Below are 17,685 nucleotides of genomic sequence, written 5' to 3' on the forward strand. Positions count from 1 at the left end.
GATCTGCCCGGCAGGGCAGGGGTGGTACTTGTCTGGAACGCCCCTGTTTCGCCCCTTACTAGCCGCCCCGTCGTAAGGGACGGCGGCGGGCCCAGGTGAAAAGTGAAGAGTGAAGAGCTACTTGATCGCCACGCAAAGCATCTTGTCGGCCTTGGCGCAGTCCTCACAATAAGTGCAGACGATTCATCAGGAGCCTGACCGTTCCCGAAGCCTTCCGCTGACAACTATCCACTCTTCTGAAGCACTCCTGTTTCACTCTCTATGATCCGTCCCGTCGTCGGGGGACCGCTTATCCGATTCTTGGGGCCAGCGGGCCCTGCCCTTGGCGGGAGCCGAGGCCGATCCGCACCTTTGGGCCGGTCCACCCGTAATATGTTGACTTAATTGAACTTATATCGGTGGGCCGGTTCTCTTTTGGCGCCGCCATGGACTGTTGGGGAGGCTGCGGGTTGCCGCCGACCAAGCGGCTGGAAGGGCGCGGGTCTGCCGATCATCTGGGATGGATGACGACCTTTCTGTATTCGCCGTACCCCTCGCTTTCCGTGCGGATGGCTTCGTCTTCGGCCACGGCCAGGTGGACGATGCGTCGTTCCTCCGGGGACATGGGATCCAACGGAAAGGGTGCGCCCAGCCGCTTCACCTGCTCGGCAGCGGTAACCGCCATGAGCTGCAGTTCCTCGGTCCGCACCGAACGATACCCCTCGGAATCCAGGACAATTCGACACCCGCTTCGTTCAAACATGCGATTGCACAGGGACTCCAGGGCCTGCAGGACTGCTGCCGAACGAGCCAGCAGGATCCCTCGGTCCTCTCCCGTGAAGTCCACCTCTACCTGGTTTTCTCGTTCCACCACCTGGAAGGACAACTTCAGGCCGGCCGACCGAACAAAAAGATTCAGGAATTCCTTCAGATTCATTGGTTCGCTCACCGCGCCGACCGCGCTTTTCTTCTCTTGGACCTGCGGGCCACCGCTTTGGTCTCGGGCTTGGCTTGATCCCCCTTGCCCGCGTTCTTGCCTCCCCCGCCGCTCCCTGCCTCCTGCTTCGCTGCCGCTCCAGGACCAAAGCGATTCATGCCCAACTGCTGAAATATATTGACGATATTGCTGGTAAACCAGTACAGCACCAGGCCACTGGACTGAGTGGCCATCATGAAGCCGAAGATCAAAGGCATGAAGAGCATCATCTTGGCCTGCAACGGGTCCGCCGACGGCATCGGAGTCAACTTTTGAGTCAACATCATGGAGCCGACCATGAGCACCGGCAGGATGTAGGTCGGATCCGGAGCCGACAAGTCCTGGATCCAGGCGAAGAAGGGCGCCTGCCGCAATTCGATGGCCACGTTCAACAGATTGTAGAAAGCGAAGAGAAACGGCATTTGCAGCAAAAGGGGCAGGCACCCTCCCAACGGATTCACGCCGTGCTCCTTGTAGAGCGCCATGACTTCGCTGTTCATCTGCTGGCGCTTGGGATCGGTGGGTTTGAGCTTCTTGTACTTCTCCTGGATGGCCTTTATCTTGGGTTGGACTTTCTGCATCTTCTGGGACGCGGTGACCGACTTGTAACGCAACGGAAACAGCGCCGCATTGATGACGATCGTCAGCAGGATTATGGACACTCCATAGTTCCCCACCGCGCCGTGAATCCACATCAGCCCGACGAACAAGGGTTTGCACAGAAAAGCAAACCACCCGTAGTCGATCAGCTCCCGCAACTCTTCGGGCAACACCTCGGTGTCCTTGGGACCCACGAACAGTTTGAAACGCCCGTCAGACGCCGCGCTGTACACGCCCGCCCTAAGGGAAGTCGCTTCGGCATCCTCGGCCGAAGGGCCCGTGTCCAGTGCCAGCTGGATCCGGTGGAGGCCGCTCGGGACCACCGGCAGAAACACGGCCGCAAAGTAGTGATCTTCCACTCCCAGGAACCTGAATCGGCCTTCCATCTCCTGCTTGCTTTCCAGATCCCCGGCATCCAGCCGTTCGATCGCCTCCTGGCCCCGATAGAACAACTGGCGCTTGGCCCAGGTGTTTTCCAGGGTGGCGTCCCCGAAGCCCCCCTGCCAGAGCAGAACATAATCCACCGGACGGCCGTCGATGGAGACCTCGCAATTCACCTCCAGCTCGTAAGAGCCCGACCGAAACGCCAGGGTCTTCACCACCTCCACACCGCCCTCCGCATACTGGAAACGGAGACGTCCCGATGTGGCTCCGCCGCCGCTCAGATCGACCGTCATCGGGGATTGGCTGGAAAATAGCGCGGTTGGGAGAAGGGCCGAGACCTCGGGCGCATTATCGACCATCAAGGCCATTGGAAATACGGCCTGCGGTGAATCGGACGTGTCGATCAGATTCAAGGGGTCGCCATTGGCGTCAAGGTAGCGCTTCAGCACCCACTCCTTCACTACAGCTCCCCGGTTGGAAATTGACAGCTTGTACAAATCGGTTTCCACCGAGTACACCTGCTCCTTGACGGCTTTCCGGGTCCTGGAAACGCCCGGTTCCGACCTTTCCCGGGGCATCCGGGGAATGGCCGCCGCCGGTGCCGGCTCGGGTTCCGGCGCAGGACTTGCCGGCTCTACATCCGCATCCGCGGTTGGCCCAGAGGGTTCGGGTTGGAAGTGGGGCTCCAGAAAGTAGCGGGACGCCAGCAGAACGAGGAAGGAAAGAGCAATAGCTAAGAGAAAGTCTCTGTTCATCGGCGATCCGACTATTCAAGCGGGTCGTAGCCGCCTCGGTGAAGCGGATGGCACCGCGCGATTCGCCTCATAGCGAGGAGTGTCCCTCTCAAGAGACCATATCTACTGATGGCTTGATAGGAATATTCCGAGCAGGATGGCCAGAACCGGCAAGCTGGAGGTAGAAGCGGCGAAACAAACTGCTTGTAACAGCAAATGATGCTGAGTACGCCTCTCTTGAGGAGTTCCAAGGGTCCTCGTCAAATGTCCCAGAAGACGATGCACTTCAGAAAAGATCAATCGAGATCCCACCGATGCTGCCGCAGGCCTCGGATGTACGACCACATCCACACCACATTCGGCCAAGCGGGCCCCATTGAGTCGTATCGCCTCTCTGATACGACGCCTTAGCAGGTTCCTCCTGACCGCTTTACCCAGCTTGCGGCCGACCGAGACGCCAAAGCGGGGACGTCGAATGCCGTTCCTCAAATAGAACAGTTGAATCTGCCGGCCGCGCAGCGCCTTACCGCCGGCATAAACCCGCCGGTATTGTTCAGCGGTCAACAGGCGACTCGATTTTGGAAAACTGCAGTCCAAAGCCCTACGAGATCAGGGGGTCAAACGCTTGCGGCCCTTGGCACGACGGCGTTTGATGATAAGCCGCCCCGACCTGGTCCTCATTCGAGCCCTGAAGCCGTGGGTCTTGGCGCGCTTGCGATTGTTGGGACGAAAAGTCGGCCTCATAGGCACCCCGAAGGATCGTCTCTGGTGCTCCTGTCCAAGGCCAGTTCTTATAGCACAGGCCTTTTTGGACTGTCAATCCAACCGGCAGGAACCGCGCACCCCCAAGGGATCCTTTTGAGTTGAACCTCTGCCCCCTGCTATGGTATCGTTTACGGGTTTTCAACATCCTCTTTTTTAATCTTTATTTGCCTGTTTAAACCCTTTTCTATTACATTTTACGAAAACACTCTCTCCCTGAAGCTCTGGCAAGAAGCGGCAAGCCCTCTCCCTATGAATGCTTGGCAACAGATCTTGAAGTGCGTCGAAAACAAACTCAACAGACAGACCTACACGACCTGGTTCAAGCCCACCCAGTTCCAGAGTTTGCAGGCTGACAACACCCTCCACGTGACCGTCCCCAACCTGACGTTCGAAAGCTGGATCGTGGAGCACTTCTCCGAAATCCTCGACGACGCGGTTCGCGAGTCACACTTTGAAGACCTCAAAATTCGCTTCCACGCCAAGATCGCCGACCACCCCGAGCCCGCTCAGAAAAATATTCCGTACCAACGGGAACTCGACTTCACCGCCGATGAGAACCTGCTGAATCCCAAGTACACCTTCGATCGGTTTGTGGTCGCCTCCTGCAACCAGTTCGCCCATGCCGCCGCCCTGGCCGTCGCCGAGGCTCCGAGCCGGATCTATAACCCGCTGTTCATCTACGGCGGTGCGGGCCTGGGAAAGACCCATCTGATGCAGGCTGTTGGTCACAAGGTCCGGTCCATCTCCAAAGCAGCTCGTTTGAGCTACGTATCATCGGAAAAATTCACCAACGAGGTGGTCAACGCCATTCGCTACGATAAGACCTTGGCTTTGCGGGAAAAATACAGGAACGTCGACGTGCTTCTCGTCGACGACATTCATTTCATCTCCGGTAAGCAGGCGACTCAGCAGGAATTCTTCCATACGTTCAACACCCTTTACGATGCCCAAAAGCAGATTGTCCTCTCCAGCGACCTTCTCCCAAAAGAGATTCCCGATATTCAGAACCGCCTGACGTCGCGCCTTGAGTGGGGTTTGATTGCCGACATTCAAATGCCCGATCTGGAAACCAAGGTCGCGATCTTGAAAAAAAAGGCCGAGTTTGAAAATTGTGAACTCCCCGACAACGTGGCCTTTTTCATTGCCAGCAAGATTGAGTCGAACATCAGGGAACTGGAGGGATCCCTGAACCGGTTGATCGCCTTCTGTTCCCTGACCGGAGAGCCCATCTCTCTTGGAATGGCTCAGCGGGTCCTGAAGAATACGCTGAAGACCCGAGAGAGAAACGTCTCCATCGAGCGCATTCAAAAGGTCGTCGCCGACTACTTCAGTGTCAAGGTTTCAGCTCTGAAGGCAAGGAGCAACTCGAAAGCCATCACCCAACCGCGACAGATCGGGATGTACCTCTGCAGAAACCTGACCTCCGCCTCCCTGCCCGAGGTCGGTCGGGCCTTCGGCGGCAAGCACCACACGACCGTCATGCACTCCATCAGGAAGGTGGAGACCAAGCGTTCCAACGAAAAAGATTTCAACAACCTGATCGACATGTTTCTGGAGTCATTGGAATGAGTCAGCGCGTTTTCCACAAGGAGCACCGGGAAGAACCCTGTGGAAATTGTGTGGATTTCTTCGGCAGTTCTTTTTTCCGCACGTTTTCCACGCGGTTCTCCTTAGGTTTTTGCACAGGGTTTGTCGTTGAAAAGGCATGACATCGGGGACTTTTCCTCGTTTTCAACAGCGTTACCAACACTACGAATAGTTATTACTGAAACTAAATCTCATGGAATTTACAGTTAGAAAATTTGACATTCTGCAAGAGGTCGGATTGACCCAGGGAGCTGTCGAGAAAAAGACGACGATTCCCATTCTGGCCAATCTGCTGCTGGATGCCGGTTCGGGCGAAATAAACCTTGCAGCTACCAACCTGGATCTGGGAATCAAGAGTTCTTGTGTGGCAAAGGTTGAAGAACCCGGCGCCGTCACCACGCCAGCCAAGAATTTCCTGGATATCCTTCGGTCCCTTCCCGATGAGGAAGTCCGGATCAAGAAGCTGGAAAACAACTGGTTGCGGATCGAGTGTTCTTCGGCCTCATTCAAGCTGGTAGGACTGCCGACCGACAATTTTCCTACACTACCTGCGTTTGAGACGGCTTTGGTGGAGATTTCCGCCAGGGACTTGCTCGGTCTGATCAACAAGACTATCTTTTCGGTAGCTGAGGAAGAAGTCCGGTTTGCTCTCAACGGAGCGCTCCTTCTGGTCAAGCCCTTGAGCCTGACCATGGTTGCGACGGACGGTCACCGATTGGCACACGTGGAGAGGCCGGCCAAATTTGAGAACTTATCCACCGAAATCAGTGCCTTGATACCGAAGAAAGCCCTGGCGGAGTTGCAACGGCTGCTGTCGGAAGCGGGCGAAAAGGATACGGTGAGCTTTGGCCAGGACGAGACCCACCTGTTCTTTCAAATGGGCAAGCGTTTGCTGGTGTCCCGAATGGTGACGGGACAATTCCCCAATTATGAGGCGGTGCTTCCCAAAGAGAACCATCGGAGCGTCGTGTTGGACCGTGAGGAATTGGCCACTGCCATCAGGAGGGTGTCGCTATTGGCTGACAACAAATCTCACACGGTCCAAATTGTATTGGACAACAACAAGCTGGAGATTCGATCGAGCAACTCCGAACTCGGAGAAGCCAGGGATGAGCTGGATACCGATTATTCCGCCGGAAAGATCGACATCGGATTCAACTGCCAGTACCTTCTGGATTTTCTCGCAGCTACCGAGGATTCCTCCGTAAGCTTCGATTTCAAGGATGATGAAAGCGCGGGACAACTCCGTCCCGCCAGCGCGGAGGACTATCGCTATCGTTATGTGGTCATGCCAATGAGGGTCTAACCCGTGTTTACCGCCGGGTCGGAATGATTCTCTCTCAGTTGTCAGTCAGGTTTTTTCGGAACTTCACGGAATGCCGCCTCGGTTTCTCCAAGGGAGCCAACTGGATCCTTGGGAGCAACGGCCATGGCAAGACCAATCTTTTGGAAGCCATCCATGTCCTGGCTTTGAGTCGGTCTTTCCGGACTCACCAATCCAGCGACCTGATTCAGTGGGAATCCGGGCAGTCCTACCTGGGGGGCGAGGTTAGAAGTCGGGACAGCGACTACTGGCTTTCTGTCGAGCAAAAACCGCTTTCGCGCAGGTATTGCGTCAACCGGTCTCGGGTGGATCTCCTGGAGTATGTCGGCCGCCTGAGCGTCGTCGTTTTTTCCACCGCCCAGGTAGAGCAGTTCAAGTCTGGCGATGCCAGCCGACGCCGCTTGCTCGATCGAGGCCTCTATCCTCTTCAACCAACTCATCTGAAAAGGGTTTTGGACTACGGGCGAGTTATCAGACAGAAGAATTCTCTACTGCGGGAAGGCCCTTCCGGCTATAATAACCGCAGCCGTGATTTGTTGGAGAGTTGGAACCTGCAGATAGCGGCCCTGGGAGCAAGAATCATCCAGTCACGACACGGATATATCGAGAAGATCCGGAGCAAATTACTCCTCCGCAACAACCGCTTCACCCCAGAAAACCTGACGCTGCACTACGTTGCCTCGTCCGAGGTGGATGCCGGCGCCAGCCTGGCAGAGATCCAAGAACAATTGACGGCAATGCTGACCTCGGGACGCGAAAGCGAATTTCGAGCTCGCAGGGCCCTGATCGGGCCTCACCGAGACCGCATTTCCATGGATGTGGATGGCAGGTGCATGCAACGCTTCGGGTCGGCAGGGCAGCAGAGGAGTTCCTTAATCGCATACCAGCTTGCCCAGATGGAGGTCCACTTTGACCTGCGTGGGGAGTATCCACTGTTTCTTATGGACGACCTGGATGCCGAGTTGGATGAACAGAGGATAGACCGGCTCCTGCAGGTCCTTGGGGCCAAGGCGCAGTTGTTCATCACTACCAACAAGCCGGATTTCATACGAGGCAGATCAGTTGAGTTCACTGGGGACAGGGGATCGAAAGTGTTCCACGTCGAGTCGGGGCGTTTTGCGGAAACGACCCCTGTCCACTAAACCCTTCCCGGGAAAAAGGCACGATCGATGAGTGACCTTGGCGAAGCGAATCCGAAGCCTGAGCCCAGCAGGGCGGCCGGCCTGACCGGGCGCAGGAAGTCGAACGGCGGAGAACTCGACTACGATGCTTCCAGCATCAAGGTGCTAGAGGGGCTGGAGGCCGTTCGAAAACGTCCGGCCATGTACATCGGTTCGACTCGCGAGGAAGGGTTGCACCACCTGGCTTACGAGGTGGTGGACAACTCCATCGACGAAGTGCTGGCGGGGTTCTGCGATCGGGTGGATGTGACCATTCACGTGGACAACTCCATCACGGTGGTGGATAACGGTCGGGGCATTCCGGTCGACTACCACGAGGGGGAGAAGAAGTCGGCGGCCGAAGTGGTAATGACGACCTTGCACTCCGGCGGCAAGTTCGACGACAACAGCTACAAGGTCTCCGGAGGCCTGCACGGAGTGGGGGTCTCCTGCGTGAATGCCCTGGCCGAGGAATTGGAACTGGAGATCTGGAGAGACTCCAGAGTCTACCAGCAGTCCTACCGCCGCGGGCGGCCGCTCGCCCCCCTGCAGGAAACCGGGAGGACCGATCGCCGCGGCACCAAGATCACCTTCAGGCCCGATTCCACCATCTTCGACACGCTGGACTTTCACTTCGACACCTTGTCTCAGCGCCTGCGTGAACTCTCCTTTCTGAACAAGGGCGTGGTGATCACCGTAACAGACGAACGAAGCGACAAGACCCACCAGTTCAAATACGCCGGTGGGATTTCCGAATTCGTCAAGCACCTGAACCGAAACAGGACGGTGTTGCATCGCCCGCCGATTCACTTCGAGGCCGAGCGGCAGACATCCAGCGGGGAGTTGATTCGATTGGAAGTGGCCATTCAGTATAACGACGGCTACGCTGAGAATGTCTTTTCCTTCGCCAACAACATCAACACCGTCGACGGAGGCACCCACCTCTCGGGTTTCCGGTCGGCGCTTACCCGTTCCATTAACAGCTACGGTCAGGCTACGGGCCTCTTCCGGGACCTCAAGGAAAACCTCAGCGGTGATGACGTCAGAGAAGGCCTGTCTGCCGTCATCAGCGTCAAATTGCCTCAGCCGCAGTTCGAGGGACAGACGAAGGGAAAGCTCAACAGCGACATCAAGGGGTTGGTGGAAGCCTTCATCAACGAGCACCTGGGGGACTTCCTGGAAAAAACACCCGCGGTGGCACGGAAGATCATCCTCAAGGCCGTGGAGGCGGCGCGCGCTCGCGAGGCCGCCCGCAAGGCCCGAGAGCTGACCCGGCGCAAGGGTGCCCTGGATTCCGCATCCCTGCCCGGGAAGCTGGCCGATTGCCAGGAGAAGGACCCGGCTCATTGCGAGATCTTTGTGGTGGAGGGCGATTCCGCCGGCGGTTCGGCCAAGCAGGGCCGGGATCGGAAGTTCCAGGCGATTCTGCCGCTGAAGGGGAAGATCCTCAACGTCGAAAAAGCCCGCTATGACAAGATGCTGGGACATGACGAGATCCGGGCGATGGTTACTGCGCTAGGCACCGGAATAGGTGCCGACGACTTTGACGCCGCCAAGCTTCGCTACCACAAGATCATCATCATGACCGACGCCGATGTGGACGGCTCCCACATCCGTACGCTGTTGCTGACCTTCTTCTTCCGTCAAATGGTGGGGTTGATCGAGAGAGGACATGTCTTTATTGCCCAGCCGCCTCTGTTCAAGGTCAAGAAGGGGCGAAAGGAATGGTACGTCCGGGACGAAAAGTCCATGACCAGGGAGCTCATGCGCAACGCCACCGAAGACCTGGTCGTCCGGGCCGGCAAGAGCGGACAAATTCTTCAGTCCCGCCGGTTGAACTCGTTCTTGGAGAAGCTGGTGGACTATCGGAAGTTCTTCGCCAAGCTCGAAAAGCGTCTGGGAGATCGAGCCCTGGTCGAGGTGCTGCTGCACGGCGGCCTTCACAACAGGAGGCAGCTCAGGGATGAGGCCTTTCTCACCGGTTTGCTGGAGCCGATCCGGGGTCTGGGGTATCACCCCGAGGTCGTTCGTGACCCGGAACACAGCCTCTTCAAGCTGGTCATCCCGGCCAGAACCGGCAACGGCGCCTCTGGCAGGGTGGTCGACCTCCAGTTTGTGACCCTGCCCGAATTCAGGAGTGCCGTGAGCCTCAAGCGCGGCTTCGGCGACTTGGATCAGCCTCCCTTCGCGATCGACGGCAAGAACGATTCCGTGGTGGAACTGGCCAGTCGAGACGAACTCCTGGACACAGTGATTGCACTGGGGAAAAAGGGATTTCAGATTCAGCGATACAAGGGACTGGGCGAGATGAATCCGGAGCAACTCTGGGAAACCACCATGGATCCGGAAGCACGCTCGCTGCTGCAGGTGCGGATTGAAGACGCGGTGGTAACCGATGAAGTCTTCACCATTCTCATGGGAGATGCCGTCGAACCGCGCCGCCGGTTTATCGAAGACAACGCCCTGGAGGTGAAGAACCTGGATGTGTAGTCCGCATGCCTCGCCAGACTGTCGGCGAAGGGCCGACTAGATCAAATTGACGCCATTCCGGCGTCCCCTCCCAACCGGGCAGAGTCAACCCGACAACCTCATGGAAAGCTCGATACCCCGCAATCAAGTACCGATCAACATCGAAGAGGAGATGAGGCGCTCCTACCTGGACTATTCCATGAGCGTGATCATCGGCCGTGCGCTGCCCGACGTTCGGGATGGGCTCAAGCCGGTCCATCGCAGGATCCTGCACGGGATGCGGGAGATGGGACTGACGCCCAACAAGCCCTACCGCAAGTGCGCCAAGATCGTCGGGGAGGTCATGGGCAACTTTCACCCTCATGGAGATAATGCCATCTATGACGCCCAGGTGCGGATGGCTCAGCACTTCGCCATGCGCTACCCGCTGGTGGACGGCCAGGGGAACTTCGGATCGGTGGACGGAGACCCTCCAGCGGCCATGCGCTACACCGAGGCCCGCCTGGCCAGCATTTCCCGGGAGATTCTGGCCGACATCGAAATGGACACGGTGGATTTCGTTCCCAACTACGATGAGAGCCAGCTCGAGCCCGCCTGTCTGCCTACCCGGATTCCCAACCTGCTTGTGAATGGTTCGGCCGGCATCGCGGTGGGGATGGCCACCAATATTCCCCCGCACAACCTGACCGAGGTGATCAACGCGGTGATTCGCCTGGTGGAGAAGCCCGACGCCACGCTGGAGGAACTGGCGAAGATCGTGCCGGGGCCGGACTTCCCCACCGGGGGGGTGATCTACGGTAGGGAAGGAATCGCCAAGGCCTACGCCACGGGGCGGGGCTCGATCGTCATCCGGGCCAAGGCCGCCATCGAGACACAGGCCCGTGGCGATCGTCCCATGATCGTGATCACCGAAATCCCGTTTCAGGTCAACAAGGCCAAGCTGATCGAAAAGATTGCGGATCTGGTCCAGACCAAGAGAATCGACGGCATCTCGGACCTGCGCGACGAATCGGACCGCGACGGCATGCGCATCGTGGTGGAGCTGCGGCGCGGCGAACAGCCGGAAGTCATCTTGAACAATCTCTACAAGCTCACGCCCATGCAAAGCAGCTTCGGCGTGATCATGCTGGCGATCGCCGACGGCCAACCGCGAGTCCTGACCCTGGTGGATGCCCTGCGGAGCTTTGTGAATCACCGCAGCGAGGTTATTCGGCGCCGTAGCCGCTTCCTGTTGAAAAAGGCTGAAGAAAGGGCCCACATCCTGGAGGGCCTCTTCAAGGCGCTGGACCATATCGACCGCGTGATCCGGATCATCCGCCGGTCCAGGTCTCCCCAGGAAGCCCGGGACCGCCTGATGGCGGAATTCGCGCTCTCCGCCGTCCAGGCGCGCCATATCCTGGATATGCAGTTGCGGGCCCTCACCGGCCTGGAGCGCGAGAAGCTGGATCAGGAGTATGCCGAGCTATCCAGGCAAATCGCCGAGCTCCGGGAGATCCTTTCCAGCGACGTCGCCCTGAAGAAGCTACTGGTGCAGGAACTCAAGGCGGTCCGCAAGCAGTACGGGGACGAGCGTCGCACGGCCATCGTGGACGAGGCCGCCGAGATTACGCTGGAGGACTTGATCGCCGTCGAGGACGTGGTGGTCACCGTGACCCATACGGGGTATCTGAAGCGAACCCCCATCAGCATCTATCGCATGCAACATCGCGGCGGCAAGGGGCGTATCGGGATGCGCACCCGGGACCAGGATTTTGTCGAGACCCTTTTTGTGGCTTCCACCCACAGCTATCTGCTCATCTTCACCAATCAGGGGAAGATCTATTGGCTCAAGGTCTACGAGATCCCGGATGTGGGCAGCAGTGGCAAGGGCAAGGCCATCGTCAACCTGGTCAATTTCTCGCGCGGTGAGAAGGTAGCTGCCATGCTGCCGGTCACGGAGTTTGCCCAGGACCAGTACGTGATGTTCGCCACTCGGCGGGGAACGGTGAAGAAGACCCGGCTGGATAAGTTCAGTCGCCCGATGGCCAGGGGAATCCATGCGATCTCCCTGGACGAGGGAGATGAGCTGATCGGCGCGGAATTGACCTCGGGAGAGGATCAGATTTTCCTGGGAACCCACAAGGGCAAGTGCATCCGCTTCAGCGAGTCGGATGTCAGACACATGGGTCGGCCGGCACGCGGTGTCAGGGGCATCAAATTGGCCCGCAGCGATTACCTGGTCGGCATGACGGTGGGCGGGGATGAAGGCTTGATCCTGTCGGTCACCGAGAACGGCTACGGCAAGCGCACTCCGATCGGTGCCTATCGCCAACAGTCGCGAGGCGGCCAGGGCGTCATCAACATGAAGACCACCGATCGCAACGGGAAGGTGATGGCGATCATGAAGGTGAACAAGAGCTCGGGAATCATCCTCATCACCACCCAGGGGAAACTGATCCGCCTGAAAGCCGCAGCCATCAGAGCCGTGGGCAGAAGCACCCAGGGTGTGCTGTTGATGGATCTCGGCGAAGGCGATCAGGTGGCGGCGGCCTGCCTGATCACCCACCAGTCGGAGCAATTGCTGGATGGTCAATCCACCGTCGTACATTGACCGATCCGCCGCCCACCCGCATCCAACCGACCATCAAGCGGTTTCCACCCGTTCTTTCCTTCGATTCCACTTCAGGTACTTCCTCCGCCGGAAGGACTGTACCCCCATAGCCGTGACCACGGTGCCGTAGTAGCCCAGCATGACGTCGCACTTCAACTGCTCCCCCAGGCGAATGGCATTCTGCAGATTCTGATGATGCAGCCGGATGTCCTCGCCTCCCGTCCTTCGGTAGACCTTGGACCAGGTCTCCTGAGCCCTCAACTCTCCCGGCTGAACCCGGTCTTCCAGGCTGACCGATTGAGGAGTGATCACGAAGCCGTCCCGGGTAAAGCGGAGGGTGGCCTTGTGGCCGCGGATCACGTGGGCCACCTTGAAATTATTGGCCATGGAGGAGATCAGGGCTACCGTGGGGCCTCCGGGGTAGTCGCAGAGCATGTTGAAGGTGTCCGGGATCTGGGCGACGCTTTGGGTGAACTGCCAGGTCCCGCCGCTGGCAACCACCCGATCCGGGAAAGTCAACCCGGCGGCCTTGATGATTCGGGTCACGCGGTGGACAAAGAGGTCGGTTGCGACACCGCCGGAATAGTCCCAGTAGCGTCTCCACTGGAAGAAACGGCGCGGATCCCAGGGGCGCTTGGGCGCCGGACCCAGCCATGCCTTCCAGTCCAGGTTGGTCCGTGGATTGGCGTCCGGGTCGATGTCGTAGGCCCAGAAGTCGTCGGTGTAGTTTCGAGAGTAGTCGATCTGAGCCAGGACCAGTTTCCCCAGGACCCCCTCACGGATATAGCGGCCGGCAACCTCGTAGGATTCGTCCGACATGCCCTGCACCCCCACCTGCAGTTTCAGCTTGGAGCGCCGGACCCGTCGCACCACCTCCTTGGCCTGCCGGATGGTTTGGGTCATGGGCTTCTCCAGATAGATGTGCTTGCCGGCATCCAGGGCGTCCAGAGTCATACGGTGGTGCCAGTGCTCGGGCGTGGCAATCAAGACGTAGTCCAGCTCCTTTTGGGACAATAGGGTCCGGTAGTCGGAGTAGGCGGTGCCACCCGTCAGGGCGGCGGCGGCATCCAGGCGTTTGCGGAAGACGTCGCAAACTGCCGCCACTTTGATGTTGGCGCTGTCCTGCATGCCCAGCAGGGCTCTCATGTGGGAGTTGCCCATGCCGCCGCAACCGATGACCCCGACCAGAAGGCGCTCATTGGCCCCCGGGACGGCCAGGTAGCTGCGGGCGTTCCAGGCCGGGGCCAGGGCGGCGCCCATCCCCAGCCGTCTGAGAAAACCGCGGCGATCCACTCCTGGGTCCTTCATGATGATCTCCCTTCTTGGCTGATCCCTATATGGTTGGCCGGCCGCTGTTCCGGCGATTCAAGCCGTCGGCCGGGTGGCGGCGCCGGAAGGCCGCAGCAGGCGTTCCAGGTTGCCGGAAAAAATGAGCCGTCTCTCGCGGGACGAGACCCCCAATCGATCCAGCGCCGCCCGCTGAGCCAGCAAGATGTCTTTTCTCCATCCCCGGGGAAACACGGTAGAGTCGCTTCCAAACAGCAGGCGTTCGGGCCCGAAGGCGTTCTCCTCCAGCATGGTGCCGAACACGGTCTCCAGATCGGTGGGCTCCGGTCCCTGCTGCATCCAGGAGTTGGAGCTGGAGGTGTCCAGGTAGAGGTTGCGGGTTTCCCGGGCCGCTTCCAGCAGGGCTGCCAGGCGGCCGCACCCGAAGTGGGGAACGATAAAGGGGACCTCCGGGAAGGCTCGCAGGGCGTTGCCCAAACGCCGGGCGTCTCCATAGCTCGGCTGGATGGCGCCGCCGCTCCCGAGTTTCTCCTGGATGACGATTCGCAGCGGTCCGACGTGGACGAAGACGATCAGCCCATACTTTCCGGCCAGGCGGCAGGTCTCCAGGCAGGCCGGGTCGTCCGGGAAAAACCGGTGCAGTGCTGGAAAGAGCAGCAGTCCGCGGAGTCCTTTGGCTGCAACCTCGGCGGTGGCCCTGCCAGCCTCCGGGTCCAGCGGGTTCAGCATCTGGAAGCCGGCGAACTTGTGCGGGAAAGCGGCAACCGCCCGGGACACGGCCTGCTGCTCGCCCGGAACGCTTCCGAAAAGCAAGGCGCGGGAGACCTGGTGACGGTCCAGCTGCTCCGCCCACAACGCGGCTAGGTCTTGCGGCTCCCGGGGCGGTAGAGAGATGCCCAAGCGTTCCGCTACCCGGGTGGCGGGGTCCTGGAGTGCGCGGAACTCGGCGGACTGCCGTGCGTAAAAACACAGCACTTCCCGGGTGAAAAAATGGAGATGAGCATCACACAGAGCTTCCATGAGGGCCATGATAACGGGTGTCCTGTCTCAGAAACAGGAAAACAATCACCAAAGCAGGCTGCTCCGGGTGGGAGGACGGGCACGGGAAACGGTGCAACCGGAAGGCGGCTTCAGCCGGCCTGTGCCCGATAGGCCAGGTTGCGGAACGGAGGCCAGGGAGTGTGAACCCTGAAGGGCTGCAGGTTGCGGAATCCCTGTTCCTGAAGCAGGGCCACCAGTTCGGCGGCGCTCCGGAGCTTGTGCGATCCGCTCCCGCGCAGGATGATGCGATTGATCGGACCCCAGGCATAGGGCCTGAACTCCCAGAGAACGAGCCTCCCTCCCGGCCGCAGCAATGCTTTGACCTGGGCCAGTACCTGGCGTAGCTGGGGGTCGGTGAGGTACTTCACCACGTGGGAAAGCAGGACCACGTCGAAACATTGCCGGCGGAAGGGCATCTGCAGGGCGCTGGCGACCAGGAAATGGAGGGAGGGCCGCCGCGACTCCAGGCCGCGTCGGGCTCGGCGCACCATCTGGTAGGAGAGGTCAATCCCGAAGTAGGGCTGCTCCGCGCCGATCCGCCGTTGGCTGGCGGTCAGGATTTCTCCCAGTCCCGAACCGATTTCCATCACCCGATCCTCGGGACGGAGGGCGGCGGCCTGGATGAAGGGGCCGGAATAAACCGTCCCGCTCAGGCTGAAAACCGTCCGCCCCAGGCGGGATCGCAGGCCGGTGCCGCCGATCCAACGGTCGTAAAAGGCTTGGGCCGTAGCCTCCGACTCACTAAGACGGAGGCCACCCGCGGAACCACTGCCGTCGGGTTGATGAGGGCGTTCCATAGAAGGGCGAGAGACTGGTTTTTTCAGGGACAGCCTTCCCAATCCAAGCAGAACATGTTTGTCAAACAGGCCAGAAGACCGTTTTTGGCTAGCCCTGTCGATAATAGCAGGGACTGTGTTCCGGACAAGTCCTCGCGGGAATGCTGCCGCACGGACCGCCGCAAGACGCCTAGTAGTGTTTCAGATTGAGGTTGGCTGCCGCGATATCGGTCACATCCACGACTGCCGCGGCATTGACACCCATGGCAATGGCGATCGTCTCGCTGATTTCTTCCTTGGTAACACCCAGCTTGAGGGCCTTCTTGATGTGGCCCTCGAGGCAGCCCTGACACTTGGCCGTCAGGGATGCCGAAATCGCAATGAGTTCCTTGGTCTTGCGGTCCAGTCGGGACTCCTTGTAGGTCTCCGAGTAGAATTCGAAGTAGATCCTTTTCATGCGCGGAGCCAGCATGCTGTAGCTTTCGATCTTTCGAGCCGGCTCATTGTGGTGAGAAGGCGTGGGGGCGTCCTCCGAGGTCCGGTCAGTCTTGCTGTTCAAGTGCCAACTCCTTTGTGGGGTTTGGGGTGCCTTGGTCCGATCCCAGCGTCCAAGGGATTTTATAGCATCGAAGCAGTCGATTCCGAAGCCCTTTCGGAAGCCTCTCGCGAGGCGCAGATTTCCCGGTGGGGCCGGCACGCCCCCCTGCGGCCGAGTTGCATGACTATTGACAGGCAACGGGCAAATCCCGATAATGCCCCTTACCTGTATGAGACCAGTTAGGAATGCTCTTTGTCGGCCGGCCAGGAAAGGGCAAGGCCGATGAAGTGTCGTTGGGAGGACATCATGTCAAAAGTCGCATCCTTGGTTCTGGCACTGTTGCTGGGCTTGGGGTTGACCGTCGATTCGTTGATCGCGGCGCCGGGGCAGGCAGATCCGAACGCCCAGGCCCGGAAGGAATATGCCGTGCTGGACAAGGCGTTGAAGGCCAACGGTTGGAAAGCGAAGGCCGATGCGCTGCGGGCGTTTATCCAGGCCCACCCGGACTCGCAGTACAAGGACTACGCGCAAAAACAAGCCCTGGCCGCCCAGCAGCAGTTGGTGGTGGAGCTCTACCAGAAGAAGGACATGGCCGCGCTGGGCCGGGCGGCGGAGCAGTTGCTTCGAATGCAGCCGGGCGACGAAAGAGGACTGGGAGGCGCTCTGGAGTCCTTTTACGCCACCAAGAACTACGCCAAGGCGGCCAGGTACGGGGAGCAGCTCTACGCCAAGAAGCCCACTCCGGGCATCGCCGCGGCCCTGGCCGACTGCTACGACAAGCTGAAGGACGGCAACAAATTCGCGACCTATGCCCGGACGGTGACCGAGGGGAAAAGCGACAGAGAGGCTTTCCCCTACAACATCAAGCTCTTCGATCACTACTCCCGGCGCAGGAGTGTCGGCCGCGCGGCCGGCTACGCCCAGAAGATGCTGGCGGCCTACAGTGGTGACGAACGGCCGCCCGGCTTTACCGAGGAGAGTTGGAACCAGGTCAAGGGCCAGCTCTATTCAACCATTGGGCTGAACCACTACAATCGAAAGCGATGGCGCCAGACGCTGGTCAACTACCGGAACAGCTTGAGGTTCAAGCCAAGAGATTCCGCGGCTTATTTCCACATGGGAATGAGCCAATGGCAACTGAAGGAGAACCGGGTGGCGATGAAGCTCCTGGCCCAGGCCGAGGGCCTCGGTGGCAGCTACGGCGCCCGGGCCACAAAGGCCCTGGAGGCCCTCTTCAGGGCCGCCACCGGGGGGTCGCTGGACGGTCTCGACCGCATCAGAAAGGCCGCCATGGCCGAGTTGAACTAGGCTCGCATTTCTCACCAGGCCGCTGGAGGCAGGACAAAAATAGTTTTATCTTCAGCACCTTGATTGGCTCCATGTCAAGGGCTTGCGGATGACAGACGGCGCTGGGCATGCCTTGGCTTGTCCTTTTCCCTTCAGCGCGCACAGGCTCCCTCGACCGTAGAAACCGC

Annotated in this window: 14 protein-coding genes; 6 read left to right on the forward strand and 8 right to left on the reverse strand. The window is 59.3% G+C overall.

The genetic code is table 11. From position 1 onward, the window contains the following. Nucleotides 1-490: 490 nt before the first annotated feature. From OXI69_07265 to rpmH, 4 genes are all read right to left on the reverse strand, one after another. Nucleotides 491-916 (reverse strand): hypothetical protein, encoded by a 426-nt coding sequence (locus OXI69_07265; protein MDE2665932.1) that lies wholly within the window; start codon nt 914-916, stop codon nt 491-493. A gap of 8 nt (nt 917-924) precedes the next feature. After that, the gene (yidC, locus tag OXI69_07270; GenBank protein MDE2665933.1) at nt 925-2,694 is read right to left on the reverse strand and encodes a membrane protein insertase YidC; all 1,770 of its coding nucleotides are present in this window, start codon (nt 2,692-2,694) and stop codon (nt 925-927) included. Nucleotides 2,695-2,705: 11 nt separating this feature from the next. Next, on the reverse strand, nt 2,706-2,924 hold the full coding sequence (gene yidD / locus OXI69_07275; protein MDE2665934.1) for a membrane protein insertion efficiency factor YidD: 219 nt from the start codon (nt 2,922-2,924) through the stop codon (nt 2,706-2,708). Between the two features lie 358 nt (nt 2,925-3,282). Further along, complete coding sequence (gene rpmH / locus OXI69_07280; protein ID MDE2665935.1) at nt 3,283-3,417, reverse strand: 50S ribosomal protein L34; 135 nt, start codon at nt 3,415-3,417, stop codon at nt 3,283-3,285. Between the two features lie 270 nt (nt 3,418-3,687). Here rpmH and dnaA point away from each other — a divergent pair, with 270 nt between their 5' ends. The 5 genes from dnaA to gyrA all read left to right on the forward strand — a co-directional run bounded on the left by dnaA (nt 3,688) and on the right by gyrA (nt 12,568). Next, a complete protein-coding gene (dnaA, locus tag OXI69_07285) occupies nt 3,688-5,007 on the forward strand; it encodes a chromosomal replication initiator protein DnaA (GenBank protein ID MDE2665936.1) in 1,320 nt (439 codons plus the stop codon). 211 nt (nt 5,008-5,218) lie between these two features. Next, nucleotides 5,219-6,331, forward strand: a complete 1,113-nt coding sequence (gene dnaN, locus OXI69_07290) for a DNA polymerase III subunit beta (GenBank protein ID MDE2665937.1) — start codon at nt 5,219-5,221, stop codon at nt 6,329-6,331. Nucleotides 6,332-6,354: 23 nt separating this feature from the next. Beyond that, nucleotides 6,355-7,491 carry a DNA replication and repair protein RecF gene (gene recF / locus OXI69_07295; GenBank protein ID MDE2665938.1) on the forward strand — a complete coding sequence of 379 codons (1,137 nt, stop codon included), beginning with the start codon at nt 6,355-6,357 and terminating at the stop codon, nt 7,489-7,491. Nucleotides 7,492-7,518: 27 nt separating this feature from the next. Then, a complete protein-coding gene (gyrB, locus tag OXI69_07300; protein MDE2665939.1) occupies nt 7,519-9,999 on the forward strand; it encodes a DNA topoisomerase (ATP-hydrolyzing) subunit B in 2,481 nt (826 codons plus the stop codon). Between the two features lie 100 nt (nt 10,000-10,099). Continuing rightward, complete coding sequence (gene gyrA, locus OXI69_07305; GenBank protein ID MDE2665940.1) at nt 10,100-12,568, forward strand: DNA gyrase subunit A; 2,469 nt, start codon at nt 10,100-10,102, stop codon at nt 12,566-12,568. Between the two features lie 33 nt (nt 12,569-12,601). On the opposite strand, the gene OXI69_07310 is transcribed toward gyrA, so the two are convergent. From OXI69_07310 to OXI69_07325, 4 genes are all read right to left on the reverse strand, one after another. After that, nucleotides 12,602-13,876 carry a Gfo/Idh/MocA family oxidoreductase gene (locus tag OXI69_07310; GenBank protein ID MDE2665941.1) on the reverse strand — a complete coding sequence of 425 codons (1,275 nt, stop codon included), beginning with the start codon at nt 13,874-13,876 and terminating at the stop codon, nt 12,602-12,604. A gap of 57 nt (nt 13,877-13,933) precedes the next feature. Continuing rightward, nucleotides 13,934-14,884, reverse strand: coding sequence for an amidohydrolase family protein (locus tag OXI69_07315; protein MDE2665942.1), 951 nt, complete (start codon nt 14,882-14,884; stop codon nt 13,934-13,936). Nucleotides 14,885-14,985: 101 nt separating this feature from the next. After that, complete coding sequence (locus OXI69_07320; GenBank protein ID MDE2665943.1) at nt 14,986-15,693, reverse strand: class I SAM-dependent methyltransferase; 708 nt, start codon at nt 15,691-15,693, stop codon at nt 14,986-14,988. Between the two features lie 169 nt (nt 15,694-15,862). After that, nucleotides 15,863-16,231 (reverse strand): carboxymuconolactone decarboxylase family protein, encoded by a 369-nt coding sequence (locus OXI69_07325; protein ID MDE2665944.1) that lies wholly within the window; start codon nt 16,229-16,231, stop codon nt 15,863-15,865. Between the two features lie 285 nt (nt 16,232-16,516). Here OXI69_07325 and OXI69_07330 point away from each other — a divergent pair, with 285 nt between their 5' ends. After that, the gene (locus OXI69_07330) at nt 16,517-17,518 is read left to right on the forward strand and encodes a hypothetical protein (GenBank protein ID MDE2665945.1); all 1,002 of its coding nucleotides are present in this window, start codon (nt 16,517-16,519) and stop codon (nt 17,516-17,518) included. Nucleotides 17,519-17,685: the final 167 nt, after the last annotated feature.

Source organism: Acidobacteriota bacterium (assembly GCA_028875575.1).
Taxonomy (GTDB): Bacteria; Acidobacteriota; Terriglobia; order Versatilivoradales; family Versatilivoraceae; genus Versatilivorator.